This window comes from Kribbella sp. NPDC020701 (genome assembly GCF_055562215.1).
Genome location: NZ_JBVHFT010000001.1, coordinates 166,867 through 183,480, shown reverse-complemented (window position 1 = coordinate 183,480; position 16,614 = coordinate 166,867). Strand labels below are relative to the sequence as shown.

The window sequence follows — 16,614 nt, the reverse complement described above, 5'->3', positions numbered from 1 at the left end:
TGTCTCAGTCGTTCGTTCGCCGCGACGGCAACCACCCGAAACGTGGCCGCCTGGTCTCCTTCAAGGCGGCCCGCGCGCCGGGTTCGGCCTTCGCGAAGGACAGCAGCATGCCGATCGCGATCAGCGTCGGCAGCAATGCGGAACCACCGTACGACAAAAGCGGGAGCGGGATACCCACGATGGGTAGCAGTCCGATCACGGCACCCAGGTTGACCAGGGTCTGCGCCATGATCCAGATCGTGATCCCGGCCGCCGCGTAGCGGACGAACGGCTCGGTGTTCCGCGTCGCGATCCGCACCCCGGCGTAGGCCAGCGTGAGGAACAGGGCGAGCACGGTGAGCGAGCCGACCAGGCCGAGCTCCTCACCGATCACGGAGAAGATGAAGTCGGTGTGCGCCTCCGGCAGGTTGCCCCACTTCTGCCGGCTGTTGCCGATCCCGACGCCCCACCAGCCGCCGGTCGACAGTGCGTAGAACGAGTGATACGCCTGCCAGCCGACCGCGGTCGGGTCCTGGAACGGGTCCAGGAACGACGTCACCCGCTCCATCCGGTACTTCTCCGCGTTGACGAAGTACGACGCGATCGCACCGACCACACCGATGGTCGCGATGAACAGCCGCGTCGGTGCGCCGACGATCCAGATCATGCCGATCATGACGGCCATCAGGACGAGCGCCGTACCGAGGTCGTGCTGGCCGACCACCAGGGCGATCACCAGACCGCACACCGGCACCATCGGGACCAGCAGGTGCTTCCACTGGGTGAGCAGCTTCTCCTTGCGCGCGTACAGATCCGCGCACCACATCACCAGCGCCAGCTTGGCGAACTCACTCGGCTGGATCTGCAGCGGTCCACCGAGGTTCAGCCAGTTGGTGTTGCCGTTCACGCCGACGCCGAGTCCCGGGACGTACGTCATCACGAGCAGGAACACCGAGCCGAGCAGAGCGACGTACGACAGCATGCGGAAGTGCCGCGGTGTCATCCGGGACGCGACGTAGGCCATCGGCAGCCCGACGCCGACCCAGATCAGCTGGCGGATGAAGATCGTGTAGCTGTTCCCGTTCGCGCGCAGCGACAGCACGCTGGACGCCGACAGCACCATCAGCAGCCCGAGCACCAGCAGCAGACCGGTTGCCCCGAGCAAGATGTGGTACGACGTCAACGGCCGGTCGAGGATCTCCCGGATGGCCACGAGCCAGGCCCGGTCATCGGCCTTCTTCTGGTCCGGCTGGTCAGCGATCGACGTCACGCGATCACCCCGGATCAGTTCGCGAGCCGCTGCACGGCTTCGGCGAAGGCGTCCCCGCGGGCTCCGTAGTTGGCGAACATGTCCCAGGATGCGCAGCCGGGCGCGAGCAGCACGGTGTCACCTGCCTGTGCCAACTTCGCCGCCTCCCCCACCACGATCTCCATGGCTCCAGTGTCCGTTGACTCGATCACGATCCTCGGGACATCCGGTGCGTGTCGCTCGAGTGCTTCGGCGATGACAGCCTTGTCCTGACCGAGCAGGACGACGGCCCGCAACCGTTCGCGCGCCGCGATCACCAGCTCGTCGAACGTCGCACCCTTGGCCTGGCCGCCGGCGATCCACACCACGTGCTCGTACGCGAGCAGCGAAGCCTGCGCCGCATGCGGGTTGGTCGCCTTCGAGTCGTCGACATAGTTGACCCCGGCAACCTCCGCGACCTGCGCGATCCGGTGCTTGTCCGGCCGGAACCCGCGCAGCCCGTCCCGGACCGCCGTCGCCGGTACGCCGAACGCCCGGGCCAGCGCGGCCGCGGCCAACGCGTTCGCCACGTTGTGCGGCGCCGGCGGCGTGACATCGTCGATCGTCGCGAGCTCCAGCGCGGAGGTCGCGCGCTGCTCGACGAACGCCCGGTCGACCAGCAACTCGTCCACCAGGCCGACCATCGACGGACCCGGCGTACCGAGGGTGAAGCCGATCGCGCGGCAGCCCTCGATCACGTCCGCGTCCAGCACCAGTTGCTCGGTCGCCGGGTCGGCCACGTTGTAGACGCAGGCGACCTGGCAGTTCTCGTAGATACGGCCCTTGTCCTTGGCGTACGCCTCCATCGAGCCGTGCCAGTCGACATGGTCCGGTGCGAGGTTCAGTACGGCGGCCGCGTGCGCGGACATCGAGTGCGTGAAGTGCAGCTGGTAGCTGGACAGCTCGACCGCGATCACGTCGTACGGCTCGGGGTCCATCACCACTTCGAGCAACGGCAACCCGACGTTGCCTGCGGCAACGGCCCGGTGACCGGCCGCGGTCAGGATCGCGGTCAGCATCTGCACGGTCGTGGTCTTGCCGTTGGTGCCGGTGATGCACAGCCACGGCGCGGCGTTGGCCGGGTCGCGCAGCCGCCAGGCCAGCTCGATCTCACTCCAGATCGGCACGTCCCGCTCGGCCGCCTGGGCCAGCAGCGGCGCATGCGGCGGTACGCCGGGCGACGTCACGACGACATCGACTTCCTTGGGGAGTTCCGCCGTGCTGCCCGGACCAAGGGTGACGGTGGCGCCGAGGACCTCCAGGATCTGCGCCTTCTCGCGGAGCGCCTCGTTGTCCCGGTCGTCCAGGACGATCAGGTGCTCGGCACCGGCCTGCAGCAGCGAGTCGGCGCACGCGTAACCCGCCGTACCGAAGCCCAGAACGACGAACCGCGTCGTCGCCCAGCCGTCCGAGGTGCGTGTGTCTAGACTCATCCGGCCACCCACTCTGCATAGAAGATCCCGAGACCGATCACCACGCACAGGCCCTGGATGATCCAGAAGCGGATCACCACGTTCACCTGTTCCCAGCCGAGCATCTCGAAGTGGTGCTGCAACGGCGCCATCCGGAAGATCCGTTTACCGATCCCGGTGGTGCGCTTGGTGAGCTTGAAGTAGCTGACCTGCAGGATGACCGAGGCGGTGATGATGACGAACAGGCCGCCCAGCAGCAGCACCAGCAACTCGGTCCGGGTCATCACGGCCATGCCGGACAGCGCGCCGCCCAGCGACAGCGAACCGGTGTCACCCATGAAGATCTTGGCCGGCGACGCGTTCCACCACAGGAAGCCGAACAACGCACCGGTCAATGCGGCCGCCACCACGGCCAGATCGTGCGGGTCGCGGACCTCGTAACACTTGGCGGTCGGAACGGTCGCGCAGCTCTGGTTGAACTGCCAGATGCAGATCAGGGTGTAGGCGCCGAACACCATCATCGACGCGCCGGTGGCCAGACCGTCCAGGCCGTCGGCGAGGTTGACGCCGTTCGACATGCCGGCGATCAGCAGCAGGATCCAGATCACCACGAGGATCGTCGGCAGTTCCAGCCAGCCGATGTCGCGGATGAACGAGATGAACGGCGAGGCCGGCCGCTGCCCACGTTCGTCGGGGAACTGCAGCGCCAGTACGGCGAACACCACCGCGACCATGGTCTGCCCGGCCAGCTTCGCCTTGCTGCGCAGACCGAGGCTGCGCTGCCGGAAGATCTTGATGAAGTCGTCCAGGAAGCCGACCGCGCCCATCCCGGCGAACAGGAACAGCACCAGCAGCGCCGAGGCGGTCGGCGCGCTCGTCGTGTACAGCTTCGCCGCGAAGTAGCCGACGATGGTCGCGATGATGAACACGGTGCCGCCCATGGTCGGCGTACCGCGTTTGGTGTGGTGCGAGGTCGGGCCGTCGTCGCGGATCTCCTGGCCGTAGCCACGCTTGGCGAGCAGGGTGATCGCCCAGCGGGTGCCGATCAGGGTCAGCACCATCGAGACGGCGCCGGCGAACAGGATCGAGATCACTGCACGCCCTCCTCGATCAGCGCGTCCGCAAGGCTACGGAGCTTCGACCCCTTCGACGACTTCACCAGTACGACGTCACCCGCGCGCAGCTCGGAGCGCAGCAGCTCGAGCGCTTCCGGGATGCTGCCGACATAGGCCGACTCGTTGCCCCAGGAGCCCTCCAGCGAGGCACCGAGATGAATGGGTTTCGCTCCCGGTCCGACCACGAGCAGCCGGTTGACGTCGAGTCGCACCACGAGCCGCCCGATCGCGTCGTGCTCGTCGGCCGACGCATCGCCCAGCTCGAGCATCTCGCCCAGCACAGCCCAGGTCCGCGCCCCGCGCGACCGGCCGATCGCGACCAGTGCCTTCAGCGCGGCGCGCGTCGAGTCCGGGTTGGCGTTGAAGGCGTCGTTGATGATCGTCACGCCGTCCGCGCGCTCGGTCAGCTCCATCCGCGCCGCGGACACTCGCGTGGCGGCGTTGAGGCCTTCCGCGAGCTGCTCGGGAGTCATACCGATCGCCGCCCCGACAGCAGCGGCGGCCAGCGCGTTCGACACGTAGTGCTCGCCGATGAACTGCAGCTGGATGTCGCCGCTGAAGTCACCGATGCGCAGGGTGAAGGCGGGCTGCCCTTCGGCGTCGAGCTTCACGCCCTCGGCCCGGATGTCGGCCTCAGGAGCCTCGCCGAAGGTCAGCACCCGTTCCTTCGTCCGGCTCCGCATCGCGGCAACGCGATGGTCGTCGGCGTTGAGCAATGCGGTGCCGCCGGCGGTCACAGCCTCGATCATCTCGCCCTTGGCGACCGCGATGTTGTCCTGGGACCCGAACTCGCCGATGTGTGACGTACCGATATTCAGCACCAGCCCGATCTTCGGCGGCGTGATCCCGGCCAGGTAGGTGATGTCACCCTGGTGCCGCGCGCCCATCTCGGCGACGAGGTACTTCGTGCGCTCCGTCGCCTGCAGCGCGGTGAGGGGGTGCCCGATCTCGTTGTTGAACGAGCCCTCCGGCACCACGGTCTCGCCGTAAGAGCGGATCAGCTGCCCGATCAGGTCCTTGGTACTGGTCTTGCCGGACGATCCGGTCAGGGCGATCACGGTCAGGTCGGGAAGGCGACCGACCACCAACCGGGCCAGCGCTCCGAGCGCGGCCTGTGGGTCCGCGACGACGATGCACGGGCTGCCCTCGACCGGCCGGGCCGTCAGTGACACCGTGACCCCCGCGGCGGTCGCCGTACCGACGTAGTCGTGCCCGTCGACGTTCTCGCCCGGCAGGGCGACGAACAGCCCACCGGGGCCGGCGGCTCGCGAGTCGATCACCACCGCGCCGTCCACGACGGCCGACGGGGCGACCCCCGTGAGCTCGCCGTTCACAGCGTCGGCGATCTCGCCGCAACTGACAGGGATCACCGGTCTGCCTCCAACAGCTCACGCACGGTTTGGCGATCGTCGAACGGGTGGATCACACCGCCGACGTCCTGGCCTGTCTCATGTCCCTTGCCGAGTACGACGACGGTGTCGCCCGGACCGGCCAGCTCGATCGCGGTCGCGATGGCCTGCCGGCGGTCGCCGATCTCGTGCAGGTCGACACCGGGCAACGCCTGCCGCGCGCCTTCGAGGGCGGCCGCGCGGATGGTGGCCGGGTCCTCGCTGCGCGGGTTGTCGTCGGTGACGATCACGACGTCCGCCGTCCGGGCCGCCGCGGCACCCATCGCCGGCCGCTTGCCGGGATCGCGGTCACCACCGCACCCGACGATAGCGAACAGCCTGCCCTTGGTCGCACCCCGAGCGGCCCGCAGCGCCAGCTCGACCGCGTCCGGGGTGTGCGCGTAGTCGACGATCACCGCCAGACCGTCCTGACGGGTGAACGTCTCCATCCGGCCCGGTACGGTCGCGGTCCGCAGCCCGGTCGCGATCGCCTCGGCGGGTACGTCGAGCTGCCGCAGCATCACAGTCGCGAGCAGCGCGTTCGCCACGTTGAAGTCACCGGGCAACGCGATCTCCACGGTCAGCCATTCGTTCGGCCCCTGGATGTCCAGCACGGTCGTACCGTGCTCGGACTCATGCCGGTTCGCGACCGTCCAGTCGGCGTCACCCTTGGTGGAGGCGGTGACGAGCGGTACGACGGTCTGCGCGGCGAGGCGGCGTCCGTACTCGTCATCGATCATCACCACCGCGACATCACACCGCTCCGGGGTGAACAGTGAGGCCTTCGCCGCGAAGTACTCCTCGAACGTGTGGTGGAAGTCCAGGTGGTCCTGCGTCAGGTTGGTGAACCCGGCCACCGCGAACCGGGCCCCGTCGACCCGGCCCATCGCCAGCGCGTGACTGGACACCTCCATCGCGCACCACGCGACCGACTGCTCGCGCATCACCGCGAACAGCGCCTGCAGGTCGGTGGCCTCCGGAGTGGTCCGGACGCTCTTCACGACCTCGTCGCCGATCCGGGTCTCGATCGTCCCGATCAACGCCGTCCGACCGACCTCCCGCAACACCGAGTCCAGCAGGAAGCAGGTCGTGGTCTTGCCGTTGGTGCCGGTGATCCCGAGCAGCCGCAGCTCACTGGTCGGCTCGCCGTAGATCCGGGCCGCGACCGCACCGAGCACGTCGCGCGGCTTGTCGACCACGAGCACCGGGAGACCGGTTGCCGCAGCCCGCTCCTGGCCGGTCGGGTCGGTCAGTACGGCGACCGCGCCGGACTGGTGTGCAGTCGCGGCGTACTCAGCGCCATGCGTGACGGCACCGGGGAGAGCGGCGTACAGGTCGCCAGGGAGGACAGAGCGGGAGTCGAGTGAGACGCCGGTGACGTCGACACGCGGACCCGCTGGGACCGCTGCTGCGGCCATCCGGGCGACGTCGGAGAGGCTCACCGGCACGACGTGCCGTGGCCTGATCGCTGCGACGGCGCCGCCTGCGGCAGTAGGGGTGGACACGGGCCCTGAGGCTACCGCTCCGGACACCGTGACTCCTACCTGACCCTGCGTCACCAGGTGACGGGTACGTCGGGCTGCTTGGCTCCCGTCGGCGGTACGACGTACTTCTGCAGCGCGTAGCTCATCACGTCCCGGAACACCGGTCCTCCCTGGAAACCACCACCCCGAGCACCTGTCGGGTCGTGCAGTACGACGTACGTAACGAACCGTGGGTTGTCGGCCGGCGCAAATCCGGCGAAAGAAGTCGCCCACTTGCCGTACTTGCCGGTCTTCGGGTCGACCTGCTGCGCGGTCCCGGTCTTGCCGGCCACCAGGTAGCCCTCGATCGCGGCCTGCGGCGCGGTGCCCTTCTTCGCGGTCACCGCCTCCATCATCGTGGCGACCTCCTTGGCGGCCTTCTCGCTGACCACCCGGTGCGGCGCCGCGGTCTGGTTCGGGATGACCGTCCCGTTCGCGTCGATGTAGTTGCGGACCAGCTTCGGCGGGACGTAGATGCCGCCGTTGGCGACCGCGTTCACCGCGGCGGTCATCTGGACGGCGTTCACCGACAGGCCCTGACCGAACGCGACGTTCGACCGGGTCAGCTCGGGCCACTCGTCACCCGGCTGCATCAAGCCCTTGCTCTCACCCGGGAAGCCCAGCCCGGTCGGCTCGCCGAAGCCGAAGTCGTGCAGGTACTTCACGAACTGCGGGATCCGCATCTGCTGCGCGGCCATGATCGTGCCGACGTTGGACGACTTCGCGACCACGCCGGCGATGGTCAGGTTCAGCGGGCCGTGGTCCCAGTGGTCCTTGATCGTCCGCCGCTGCACCTCGATGCTGCCCGGCACCCGGAGCTTGGTGTTCAGGTCGATCAGGCCGGCGTCGGCGAGGGCGGCCATCGTGACCACCTTCTGCACACTGCCCGGCTCGTAGGTACGCTCCAGCGCCGGGTTGTTCAGGTCGGCCGACGTGTACTTCTTGTTCGGGTCGAAGGTCGGGTAGTTGGCCATCGCCAGGATCTCGCCGGACTTCACGTCCTGCACGACCACCGTGCCGCCGCTGGCCTTGTACTGCTTGACCGCCTCCTCGATCCGCTTCTCCGCGCAGAACTGCAGGTCGGTGTCCAGGGTCAGCTGCACGCTGACGCCGGGCTTCGGCTCCTCGACCGTGTGGTTCGCGTTCGGGATCTTGTTGCCCTTGGCGTCGACCTCGTACATCGCCTTGCCGTCCTGGCCGGACAGCTTGTCGTTCAGGCCGTACTCGAGCCCGGACAGGCCCTTGCCATCGGCACCGACCACGCCGACGACGGTCGAGGCGACACTGCCGTTGGGGTGGCTGCGGATCGGGTCGTCCTCGGTGTAGAGACCGGCCAGCAGCGGGGCGTCCTGCTCCTCCGGCTTGCTCTTGTTCTCCTCGATGATCGCGGCGTTGCGGGTCTTGATCTCGGCCTCGATCTCGTTCCAGGCCTGCGGGCTCACCTGGTGCGCGAGGACGGCGAAGCGGCCGGTTCCGCTCATCGCGGCGAGCAGTCTGCTGTACGTCGTACTCGTCACCTTCGGCGCGAGGATCGACGCCAACTGCTCGGCCACCGGCTTGGTCTGGGTCGGGTCGGCGGTGATCGCCACAGCGTCCTCGGACACGGCCAGCTGGACGCCGTTCCGATCCTCGATCGTGCCTCGGGACGCGTGCAGGATGAACGGCTTGGTGTTCTCCTTGGTCGCGGCCTGCGCGTAGCTGTCCGGGTCCACGCCCTGCAGCAGCACCAGCCGCCCGGCGAACAGCGACAGCACGAACGCCATCACCCCGAACGTCATCCGCAACCGCAACGCCGGCCGCCCCAACCGCAACATCCGCGGAGGCTTCCGCACCTTCCGCTTCTTCGGCCGTGGCTGCGGCCTGTTCTGCGGGGGGCGCTTCCGCGGCGGCGCACCCTTCTTGACCGGCCGCTTGGCAGTCTTCTTGGCAGGCGCTTGCTTGCGCGGTGCCGCCGTACCAGTAGCAGGTCGCTTCCTGGGCTGGCTGGGTGCAGCCTTCTTCACGGGGCGACGCGGGGCCGCGTTCTGCTCAGCCTCGCGGGCCTGGCGGAGGAGTCTCTCGCGGGTGGTCTCGGGACGCTGCGGGGTGTTCCGGGTGCTGTCGGTAGTGGCGGACGGACGGGGCGGAGCCTTGCGGGGCGGGGTGCCCCGGCGTGGTGCACTGCCACGCTTGCGTGGCGGCTCGTCTCCCCGTCGGTCCGTCATTCGATCATCCCCCAGTGGTCGTGGTGCCCTGCGCCCCCGTCGTACCGGCGCGCGGCTTGTTCGTCGTCACGGGCGGCTTGGTGCCCGTCGTCCCTGTGCGTGCTGTCGCCGTCCCCGGCTTCACCGTGCCCGCGGGCGGCTTCACCACCGGCGGCTTCACCACCGGCGGCTTCACGACCGGCGGCTTCACGACCGGCGGCTTGACCAACGGCGGCTTGGTCGCGGTGCCGGTCGGCGTACCGGGACCGAACATCGCCGTACCCGTGCCGGCCTTGCCTTCGGCCGGTACGCCGAGCACGCGCCCGTCGGACAGCCGCAGGAACACCGGGTTCGGGTTCGGCACCATGCCCATCCGCAACGCCCGGTCCGCCAGGTTCTGCGGCGACTCGAGCGTGCGGACCTGCTTCTCCAGACCTTCCTGCTGATCGCGTAGCTGGTCGGCCTGGTTGCTCAGGTTGGTGACCTCGAACGTCCCGCGCTGCAGCTCCGTGTTGAGCAGCAGCAGGCCGACCAGGCCGGCCGCCAGCAGCGACACCACGAAGATGACGAACGGCATCCGCGGCGGCCGGAACGGCGCACCGTAGACCACCCTGAGCTTCGGTTCCGACTTCTTGGCCGGAGCGGCCGGCGTGACCCGCGCCTTCTGCGGGCTGAAGACAGTACTCATCAGGCCACCAGCCCTTTCTCCCGGATCCGTTCCGCTGCCCGCACGCGTGCGGAGGCTGCGCGCGGGTTCGCCGCGGTCTCCTCCTCGGTCGGCCGCTCGGCACCCCGGGTCAGCAACTTCAGGTACGGCTCGTGCCCGGCCGGAATCACCGGCAGGTCGTCCGGTACGTCGGTCTTGGTGCCGGTCGCCAGCGTCTGCTTGGTGATCCGGTCCTCGAGCGAGTGGTAGCTCATCACCACGATCCGGCCGTGCAGGGCCAGCGCCTCGATCGCGGCCGGCAGCGCACGACGCAGTACGTCGAGCTCTCCGTTCACCTCGATCCGCAGCGCCTGGAAGGTCCGCTTCGCCGGGTGTCCGCCGGTCCGGCGGGCCGCCTGCGGGATCGCGTTGCGGACCAGCTCGGACAGTCGCGCGCTGTTCGTGAACGGCTCGATCTCACGCTCGCGCACGATCCGGTCCGCGATCCGCCGGGCGAACTTCTCCTCGCCGTACTGGAACAGGATCCGGGCCAGGTCGGCCGCGCTGTAGGTATTGACGATGTCGGCCGCGGTGGTCGGGCCGGTGCTGTCCATCCGCATGTCCAGCGGCGCGTCCTGCGCGTAGGCGAAACCACGCTCGGCCTCGTCCAGCTGCATCGAGGAGACACCCAGGTCGAACAGGATCCCGTCGATCGCGGGGACGTCGAGCTCGTCCAGCACGCGCGGGAGTTCGTCGTACACCGCGTGCACGAGCGTGATCCGCTGCTCGTACGGCGCCAGCCGCTCACCGGCCAGCCGCAGGGCGGCCGGGTCACGGTCGAGCCCGATCAGGCGAGCCTGCGGGAACTGGCGCAGGAAGGCCTCGGAGTGACCACCCAGACCGAGGGTCGCGTCGACGAGGACCGCACCGGGATGCGCGAGCGCCGGCGCCAGCAGCGCGACCACGCGCTCCAGCATCACCGGCACATGCCGCTCCGCAGCGTCCATCCTCGACCCTTTCCCGTCGCCACGGGAGCGACCCTGCCCCCGCAGGTTCTTCGGTGTTGCGGTGCTGCCTGTCAGTGCCGCGGCCGGAGACGACTCCGTCCGGTCAGATCGCGGGTACGCCTTCCGGGGAAGTACCTCGGTGTCTTGGCGCCGGGGAAGTGGCGCCAAGCCGTGAGGTCGGAAGTCGGACCCGTGATCTCACCGGACGGCCGGTGTGCTCGCGAAGCCGCTTGCTCACTGTTCAGGTTCAGAAGATGCCGGGCAGTACCTCCTCGGAGAGGTCGGCGAACGCCTGCTCCTGCTCCTGGGAGTACCTGTTCCAGTTCTCCGTGTTCCAGATCTCCACCCTGTTCATCGCCCCGATGACGACACAGTCGCGATCAAGTCCCGCGTAATCGCGCAGCATCGGTGGGATGGTGACCCGGCCCTGCTTGTCCGGCACCTCGTTCGAGGCTCCGGCGAACAGCATCCGCAGGTAGTCCCGCGCACCCTTGTTGGTGATCGGCGCCTGCTTCAACTGCTCGGTCAGCTGGACGAACTCGCGCTCGGGCCACACGGACAGCGACCGCTCCTGTCCACGCGTGATCACCAGGCCGTCAGCCAGTTCGTCCCGGAACTTCGCCGGCAGGAACAGCCGTCCTTTGTCGTCGAGCTTGGGGAAGTGAGTTCCGAGGAACACGCTCCACCTCCCCGTTGCGGACTCTCCGTCTCAGGCGAGCTGTTTCCACCACTTCCGTTCCACTGCGCTCCACCTTACTCCACTTTCCACCACCGTCAACCAACTTCCGCCCCATCCATTACCCGCGCCGCCTGATTCCGGCGCGGCTCCCCCGCGTGTCGCTGCCGGGTCAACCGCTTGAATCTCCTCCACTTCGCTCCACCGGGTCTCCTCCACTTCCCTCCACCCGGATTCCTCCACTGCGCTCCACGCGGTATGCCGGTGAACCTTCCGGGCAGACTGTCCGTGAACCTTCTGGGCGGCAGGTACGTCGTATGCCCCGCGCACTGCTTTTTCCGCCCGTACGCTTGGAGGGACGCCAGATCTCGACCACAGAGACCGACCCCCGCCGTGAGGGCGTGTGCCGATGAACACCGAAACACCAGGTAACGAAACCCCCGCTGGTCTAGGCCCGACCCCTACAGCGGGTGACAATGTGTCGGCCGTCAATGAATGGGGAGGACTCAGGGTGAGCAGCACCGCGACCAGCTCGGCGCTGGCAGGAGCCGGGGACTTCGACGAGCTGTCCGAGGTGGCGGGCCGGGTCCGCCGGGCGATGGAGCAGGTGATCGAGGGCAAATCCGACGTAGTCGAGGTCGCCATCACCGTGCTGCTGGCCGAGGGGCACTTGCTGATCGAGGACGTGCCCGGCGTCGGCAAGACGATGCTGGCCAAGGCGCTCGCGAAGTCGATCGACTGCACAGTGCGACGGATCCAGTTCACGCCCGACCTGCTGCCGTCGGACATCACCGGCGTCTCGGTCTTCAACCAGGAGATCCGCGACTTCGAGTTCAAGCCCGGCGCGGTGTTCGCGAACATCGTCGTCGGTGACGAGATCAACCGCGCCTCGCCGAAGACCCAGGCCGCGCTGCTGGAGTCGATGGAAGAACGCCAGGTCACCGTCGACACCACGACGTACCAGCTCGAGACGCCGTTCATGGTCATCGCGACCCAGAACCCGATCGAGATGGAAGGCACCTACCCGCTGCCCGAGGCGCAGCGCGACCGCTTCATGGCCCGCGTCTCGATGGGCTACCCGGAGCCGGCCGCCGAGCTGCGGATGCTCGACGGGCACGCCGCCGACGATCCGCTGCTCACGTTGCAGCCCGTCACCGACGGTCAGCAGATCCTGCGTCTGGTGAAGACAGTGCAGTCGGTGCACGTGTCGGAGTCGGTCAAGGAGTACGCCGTCGCACTGGTCGGCGCGACCCGCCGGTCGCAGGAGCTCCGGCTCGGAGCCAGCCCGCGATCGACACTGCACCTGGTCCGGGCGGCCCGCGCGGCCGCGGCGCTCGACTCCCGGGAGTTCGTCCTGCCGGACGACATCCAGGAGCTCGCGGTGCCGGTGCTGGCACACCGGGTGCTCCCGGCGGCTGAGGCGCATCTCGGTGGGCGCGGGTCAGCCGACATCGTCTCCGGGCTGGTGGCCAGCGTGCCGCTGCCCCGCTCGCGTCGGGACTGAGACATGCGGCAGGCACTGCGCGGGCTGACCACCAGGGGGCGGGCGTTCGTCGCGGCCGGCATCACTGCCTCGCTGTGCGCGCTTCTGCTCGGTCAGAAGGATCTGTTGCGGGTCGGCATTCTCCTGGTGGCGTTGCCGGTCGTCGCAGCACTCGTCGTCGGCCGGACCCGGCTGCGCCTGCAGGTACGCCGTAGCCTCGCGCCGGACCAGGTCCCGGTCGGGACGCAGGCGACCGTAGAGCTTGCCCTGAGCAACCAGGGCCGGATGCCGGCCGGGCTGCTGCTGCTCGAGGACCGGATTCCTTATGTCCTGGGACACCGGCCGCGGTTCGTGGTGGATCGGGTCAGCCCGAACTGGCGTCGTACCGTCACCTACCCGGTCAAGTCCGATGTTCGCGGACTCTTCCAGGTCGGGCCGCTGATGCTGACCGTGGCCGATCCGTTCGGCCTGGTGGAGACCAGCCGGACGTTCACCCGCAGCCAGCACCTGCTGGTCACGCCGCGGGTCTACCGGCTGCCCGAGATCCGGCTGGGTGCGGACCGGGCCGGCTCGGGCGAGAACCGGCCACGGGCGATCGCGTCCGCCGGTGAAGAGGACGCGACAGTCCGCGAGTACCGCGATGGCGACGACCTGCGCCGGGTGCACTGGCGTTCGACGGCCCGCCGCGGCGAGCTGATGGTCCGGCGCGAGGAGCAGCCCTGGCAGAGCCGGTGCGCGATGTTCCTGGACGCACGGACGATCTCGCACCACGGGCACGGACCGTCGTCCAGCCTGGAATGGGCGGTCAGCGCGGCCGCCTCGATCGGCATCGACCGGATCCGCCGCGGCTACGTCACCACCTTGCTCGGCGGGCCGACGACCCTGTCGGCGATCGCGCATCGCACGTCGGCCGCCGTACACCAGCCGTTGAATCCGCAGGAGTTGCTGACCGAGTGCGCGACCGTCGAGGAACACCGGTACGCCGAGGTCGGTCCGCTGCTGACGGTCGACCGGCACGCGCAGGAGCCGAGCCTGGTCGTCGCGATCGTCGGCGCCTGCAGCAGCGATGACGTCGTCGCACTGAACCGGTGGCGGACCAGCCAGGCGACGGGTGTCGCGCTGCTGCTGGACGCGGCCAGCTGGGCGGTCGGCGCCGAAGCGACCGAGAAGGCCGCCCGCCTGAGCGCCGCCACGGCCGCCACCGAGAACGAATTGCGCATCAACGGCTGGCGAGTCGCCAGGGTCCAGCGCGGTGACCACCTACCCACCGTCTGGTCCACCCTCGGCCTAAGGAGCGGAAGGATCGCATGACTGTGCTTTTGGCCGGGCCTTCGGCGGCGGCAAGGTCATCGGGCTTCACCTGCCGGCCTTCCCCCGTCGCTCCAGTCGCTTCGCTCCCTGCACTCCTCAGTCCAGGCCGGGAGGCCCGATGACCGGTCACGCCAGAATCTCGATAGCTGCTTGGGGAGCGACTGTTCTCGGGGCGCTCGTGCTCACGCCGGTGTTCTCCGGGCCGTTCCTGTTCGTCAGCGCTCTGCTGTGCGCCGCGATCACCGGCATCGGGGTCCTGCTGCAGAACCTGCGCACCCCGCGCGTCGTCGTACCGCTGGTTCAGCTGGTCGTGCTGGTGGAACTGCTCTCGCTGTTCTTCCTGCAGGACACGCTGAAGTTCGGGCTGATCCCGGTGAAGGCGACCGCGCTCGAGTTCAACCAGCAGATGGTCAACGCGATGGACTCGATCAATCGGTTCAGCGCACCGCTGCCCCCGGACTCACACCTCACCCTGTTCGCGGTCTCGGTGATCTCGGCGACCGGGTTGCTCATCCACGTCATCGCCGTTCAGCTCCGGCAGGCCGCGTGGGCCGGGTTGCTGCTGCTGATCATGTACACGGTGCCGGCCGCGACCGTGCACGGCGGACTGCCGGCGCTGCTGTTCATCCCGCCCGCGCTCGGGTACATCCTGCTGCTGTCGGCGGAGGGCCGGAGCCGGCTGAGCCGTTGGGGCCGCCGCATCTCCGGCGTCTCGCACCTGGACGCGGCCGAGCCGGTCGAGGCGTCCGCGCTCGGCCAGGCAGGTCGACGGATCGGTCTGTCGGTGGTCGCCCTGGCCGCGCTGCTTCCCGCGCTGCTGCCGGCCCTGCCGGAAGGTGTCATCGGCAACGGTCTGGCCGGCGGTGGTAGTGGGAGCGGGATCGGCGCGTCGATCTCGTCGACCGACCCGATGCTCGACATGGGCAAGAACCTGACCCGCGGCGACAACGTGGTCGCGCTCACCTACAAGGGCGGCCCGAAAGACGGAACCTATCTGCGGCTGACCGCGCTCGACCTCTTCGACGGCAACACCTGGCGGATCGCGCCCCGGCCGGAGGGCAGCAAGATCGACGGCGACCTGACCCCGCCGCCGGGCTTCATCGGCGACCTGAACAAGGTCCCGCAGTCCAAGATGGAGATCGACGTCAGCCGGAGCTTCCGGTCGCAGTTCGCGCCGGTCCCCTACCCGCTGCACTCGATCTCCCTCAAGCGGGACTGGCGGTACGACGGCTCCACGCTCGACGTGGTGTCCTCGGGCGGACAGGTGGTCGGCGGCAAGAAGTACAACGTGACGTCGTACGACCTGCAGCCGACACCGGAGCAGTTGGCCAGCTCGGTCAACGGCCGTCCGGACCAGTACACCAGCAGCGTTCCGACGCGCACCCCGACCGAGATCAAGACCCTCACCGACCAGATCACGGCCAGTGCCAAGGGCAACCAGTTCGAGGCGGCCGTGCTGCTCCAGCAGTGGTTCCGCAGTGGCGGCGGTTTCACCTACAGCACCGAGAACGCGCGCGGCAGCGGGATGCGCGCGATCAGCGACTTCCTGCTGCGGAACAAGACCGGGTACTGCGAGCAGTTCGCCACCGGGATGGCGCTGATGGCGCGCATCGTCGGCATCCCCTCCCGGGTCGGTATCGGGTTCCTGCCCGGGACAGCCGGCAAGGACGGTCAGTACACGGTGCGGATGCACGACATGCACGCCTGGCCCGAGCTGTACTTCCAGGGCACCGGCTGGGTCCGGTTCGAGCCGACCCCGTCCGCGCGCGTGGCGACCACGCCGAACTGGACGGTCCCCGCGAGCCCCGACCCGACCAACCCGAGCACGGCACCGAGCACCGCGCCGATCACGCCGGGCGCGACCGACGACCCGGAGCTCAACCGGCCGAACGGCGACCGCAACCTGCCGACCGACACCGGAGTCGCCGTCACCGGCGGCGGCAACTGGTTCACCAACGGCGGCGGGAAACTGATCGGGATCGGCGGTGGTGTTCTCCTGCTGCTCTGCATCCCGTGGCTGATCCGCAGCCTGACCCGGCGCCGGCGGTTCACCCGAGAGCCGGGACGCGCTTCGGCCGAGGGCCTGTGGGCCGAGATCCGGGACACCTCCCGGGACCTCGGACTGGACTGGTCCGACATCTCCACGCCGCGGCAGACCGGCGAGTGGCTCGTCTCGAAGCTGCCCGCTGACACGCAGCCCCAGGCGATCCGCCTGGCCCGCGGCATCGAGGCCCTCCGGTACGCCGGTGACGCGAATCCGACCGTGGACCTCCGGACCGAGGCGTTCGCCGTACGCAAGGCCCTCTGGACCCAGGCACCACGACTCCGCCGCTGGCGGGCGCGACTCCTGCCGCCGTCCTGGCGCTGGTACCTCAACCGGGGCAGCACCGAGGCCTCCGACCTCCTGGACGAGTTCGACCTCCTCCTGGCCCGCCTCCGCTCCCTAGCCCTAAGACGCCGCCACGCCGGCTAGTCCACCGCCTGGGCTAGCCCGCCTGCTAGCCCAACGCCTGAAGTGCCACCTGTACCCAACCGCTCCCGCTCGGCGCTGTGCCCAGCCACCGACGGTCACCCGACCGCCAACCCGCACAGCGCCGAACGGG

12 protein-coding genes are annotated in these 16,614 nt (G+C 69.0%); 3 read left to right on the top strand and 9 right to left on the bottom strand.

What is annotated here, in order from left to right; genetic code table 11:
- Positions 1-4 precede the first annotated feature (4 nt).
- The 9 genes from ftsW to mraZ form a co-directional block, all read right to left on the bottom strand.
- Entirely contained in the window at positions 5-1,249 is a 1,245-nt protein-coding gene (gene ftsW / locus ACZ3HV_RS00835) for a putative lipid II flippase FtsW (RefSeq protein ID WP_465679630.1), read from the bottom strand.
- A 14-nt stretch (positions 1,250-1,263) separates the two neighbouring features.
- Positions 1,264-2,712 (bottom strand): UDP-N-acetylmuramoyl-L-alanine--D-glutamate ligase, encoded by a 1,449-nt coding sequence (gene murD, locus ACZ3HV_RS00830; protein WP_465679629.1) that lies wholly within the window; start codon positions 2,710-2,712, stop codon positions 1,264-1,266.
- The gene (mraY, locus tag ACZ3HV_RS00825) at positions 2,697-3,773 is read right to left on the bottom strand and encodes a phospho-N-acetylmuramoyl-pentapeptide-transferase (protein ID WP_360365696.1); all 1,077 of its coding nucleotides are present in this window, start codon (positions 3,771-3,773) and stop codon (positions 2,697-2,699) included. Before mraY ends, murD begins: the two co-directional genes overlap by 16 nt.
- Positions 3,770-5,164: a UDP-N-acetylmuramoyl-tripeptide--D-alanyl-D-alanine ligase gene (locus tag ACZ3HV_RS00820; RefSeq protein ID WP_465679628.1), complete on the bottom strand. Its 1,395-nt coding sequence runs from the start codon at positions 5,162-5,164 to the stop codon at positions 3,770-3,772. Before ACZ3HV_RS00820 ends, mraY begins: the two co-directional genes overlap by 4 nt.
- Complete coding sequence (locus ACZ3HV_RS00815) at positions 5,161-6,687, bottom strand: UDP-N-acetylmuramoyl-L-alanyl-D-glutamate--2,6-diaminopimelate ligase (RefSeq protein WP_465679627.1); 1,527 nt, start codon at positions 6,685-6,687, stop codon at positions 5,161-5,163. The genes ACZ3HV_RS00820 and ACZ3HV_RS00815 overlap by 4 nt, the downstream gene beginning before the upstream one ends.
- Positions 6,688-6,737: 50 nt before the next feature.
- The gene (locus ACZ3HV_RS00810; protein WP_465679626.1) at positions 6,738-8,537 is read right to left on the bottom strand and encodes a peptidoglycan D,D-transpeptidase FtsI family protein; all 1,800 of its coding nucleotides are present in this window, start codon (positions 8,535-8,537) and stop codon (positions 6,738-6,740) included.
- A 376-nt stretch (positions 8,538-8,913) separates the two neighbouring features.
- Entirely contained in the window at positions 8,914-9,576 is a 663-nt protein-coding gene (ftsL, locus tag ACZ3HV_RS00805) for a cell division protein FtsL (protein WP_465679625.1), read from the bottom strand.
- On the bottom strand, positions 9,576-10,541 hold the full coding sequence (rsmH, locus tag ACZ3HV_RS00800) for a 16S rRNA (cytosine(1402)-N(4))-methyltransferase RsmH (protein ID WP_465679623.1): 966 nt from the start codon (positions 10,539-10,541) through the stop codon (positions 9,576-9,578). Before rsmH ends, ftsL begins: the two co-directional genes overlap by 1 nt.
- A 247-nt stretch (positions 10,542-10,788) precedes the next feature.
- Positions 10,789-11,220 carry a division/cell wall cluster transcriptional repressor MraZ gene (gene mraZ / locus ACZ3HV_RS00795; RefSeq protein ID WP_131351384.1) on the bottom strand — a complete coding sequence of 144 codons (432 nt, stop codon included), beginning with the start codon at positions 11,218-11,220 and terminating at the stop codon, positions 10,789-10,791.
- Positions 11,221-11,815: 595 nt separating this feature from the next.
- On the opposite strand from mraZ, the gene ACZ3HV_RS00790 reads away from it, so the two are divergent.
- The 3 genes from ACZ3HV_RS00790 (at position 11,816) to ACZ3HV_RS00780 (ending at position 16,484) form a co-directional block, all read left to right on the top strand.
- Positions 11,816-12,721: an AAA family ATPase gene (locus tag ACZ3HV_RS00790; protein WP_465680419.1), complete on the top strand. Its 906-nt coding sequence runs from the start codon at positions 11,816-11,818 to the stop codon at positions 12,719-12,721.
- Positions 12,722-12,724: 3 nt separating this feature from the next.
- Positions 12,725-14,011 carry a DUF58 domain-containing protein gene (locus tag ACZ3HV_RS00785; protein ID WP_360365708.1) on the top strand — a complete coding sequence of 429 codons (1,287 nt, stop codon included), beginning with the start codon at positions 12,725-12,727 and terminating at the stop codon, positions 14,009-14,011.
- Between the two features lie 118 nt (positions 14,012-14,129).
- A complete protein-coding gene (locus ACZ3HV_RS00780) occupies positions 14,130-16,484 on the top strand; it encodes a transglutaminase TgpA family protein (RefSeq protein WP_465679621.1) in 2,355 nt (784 codons plus the stop codon).
- Positions 16,485-16,614 lie beyond the last annotated feature (130 nt).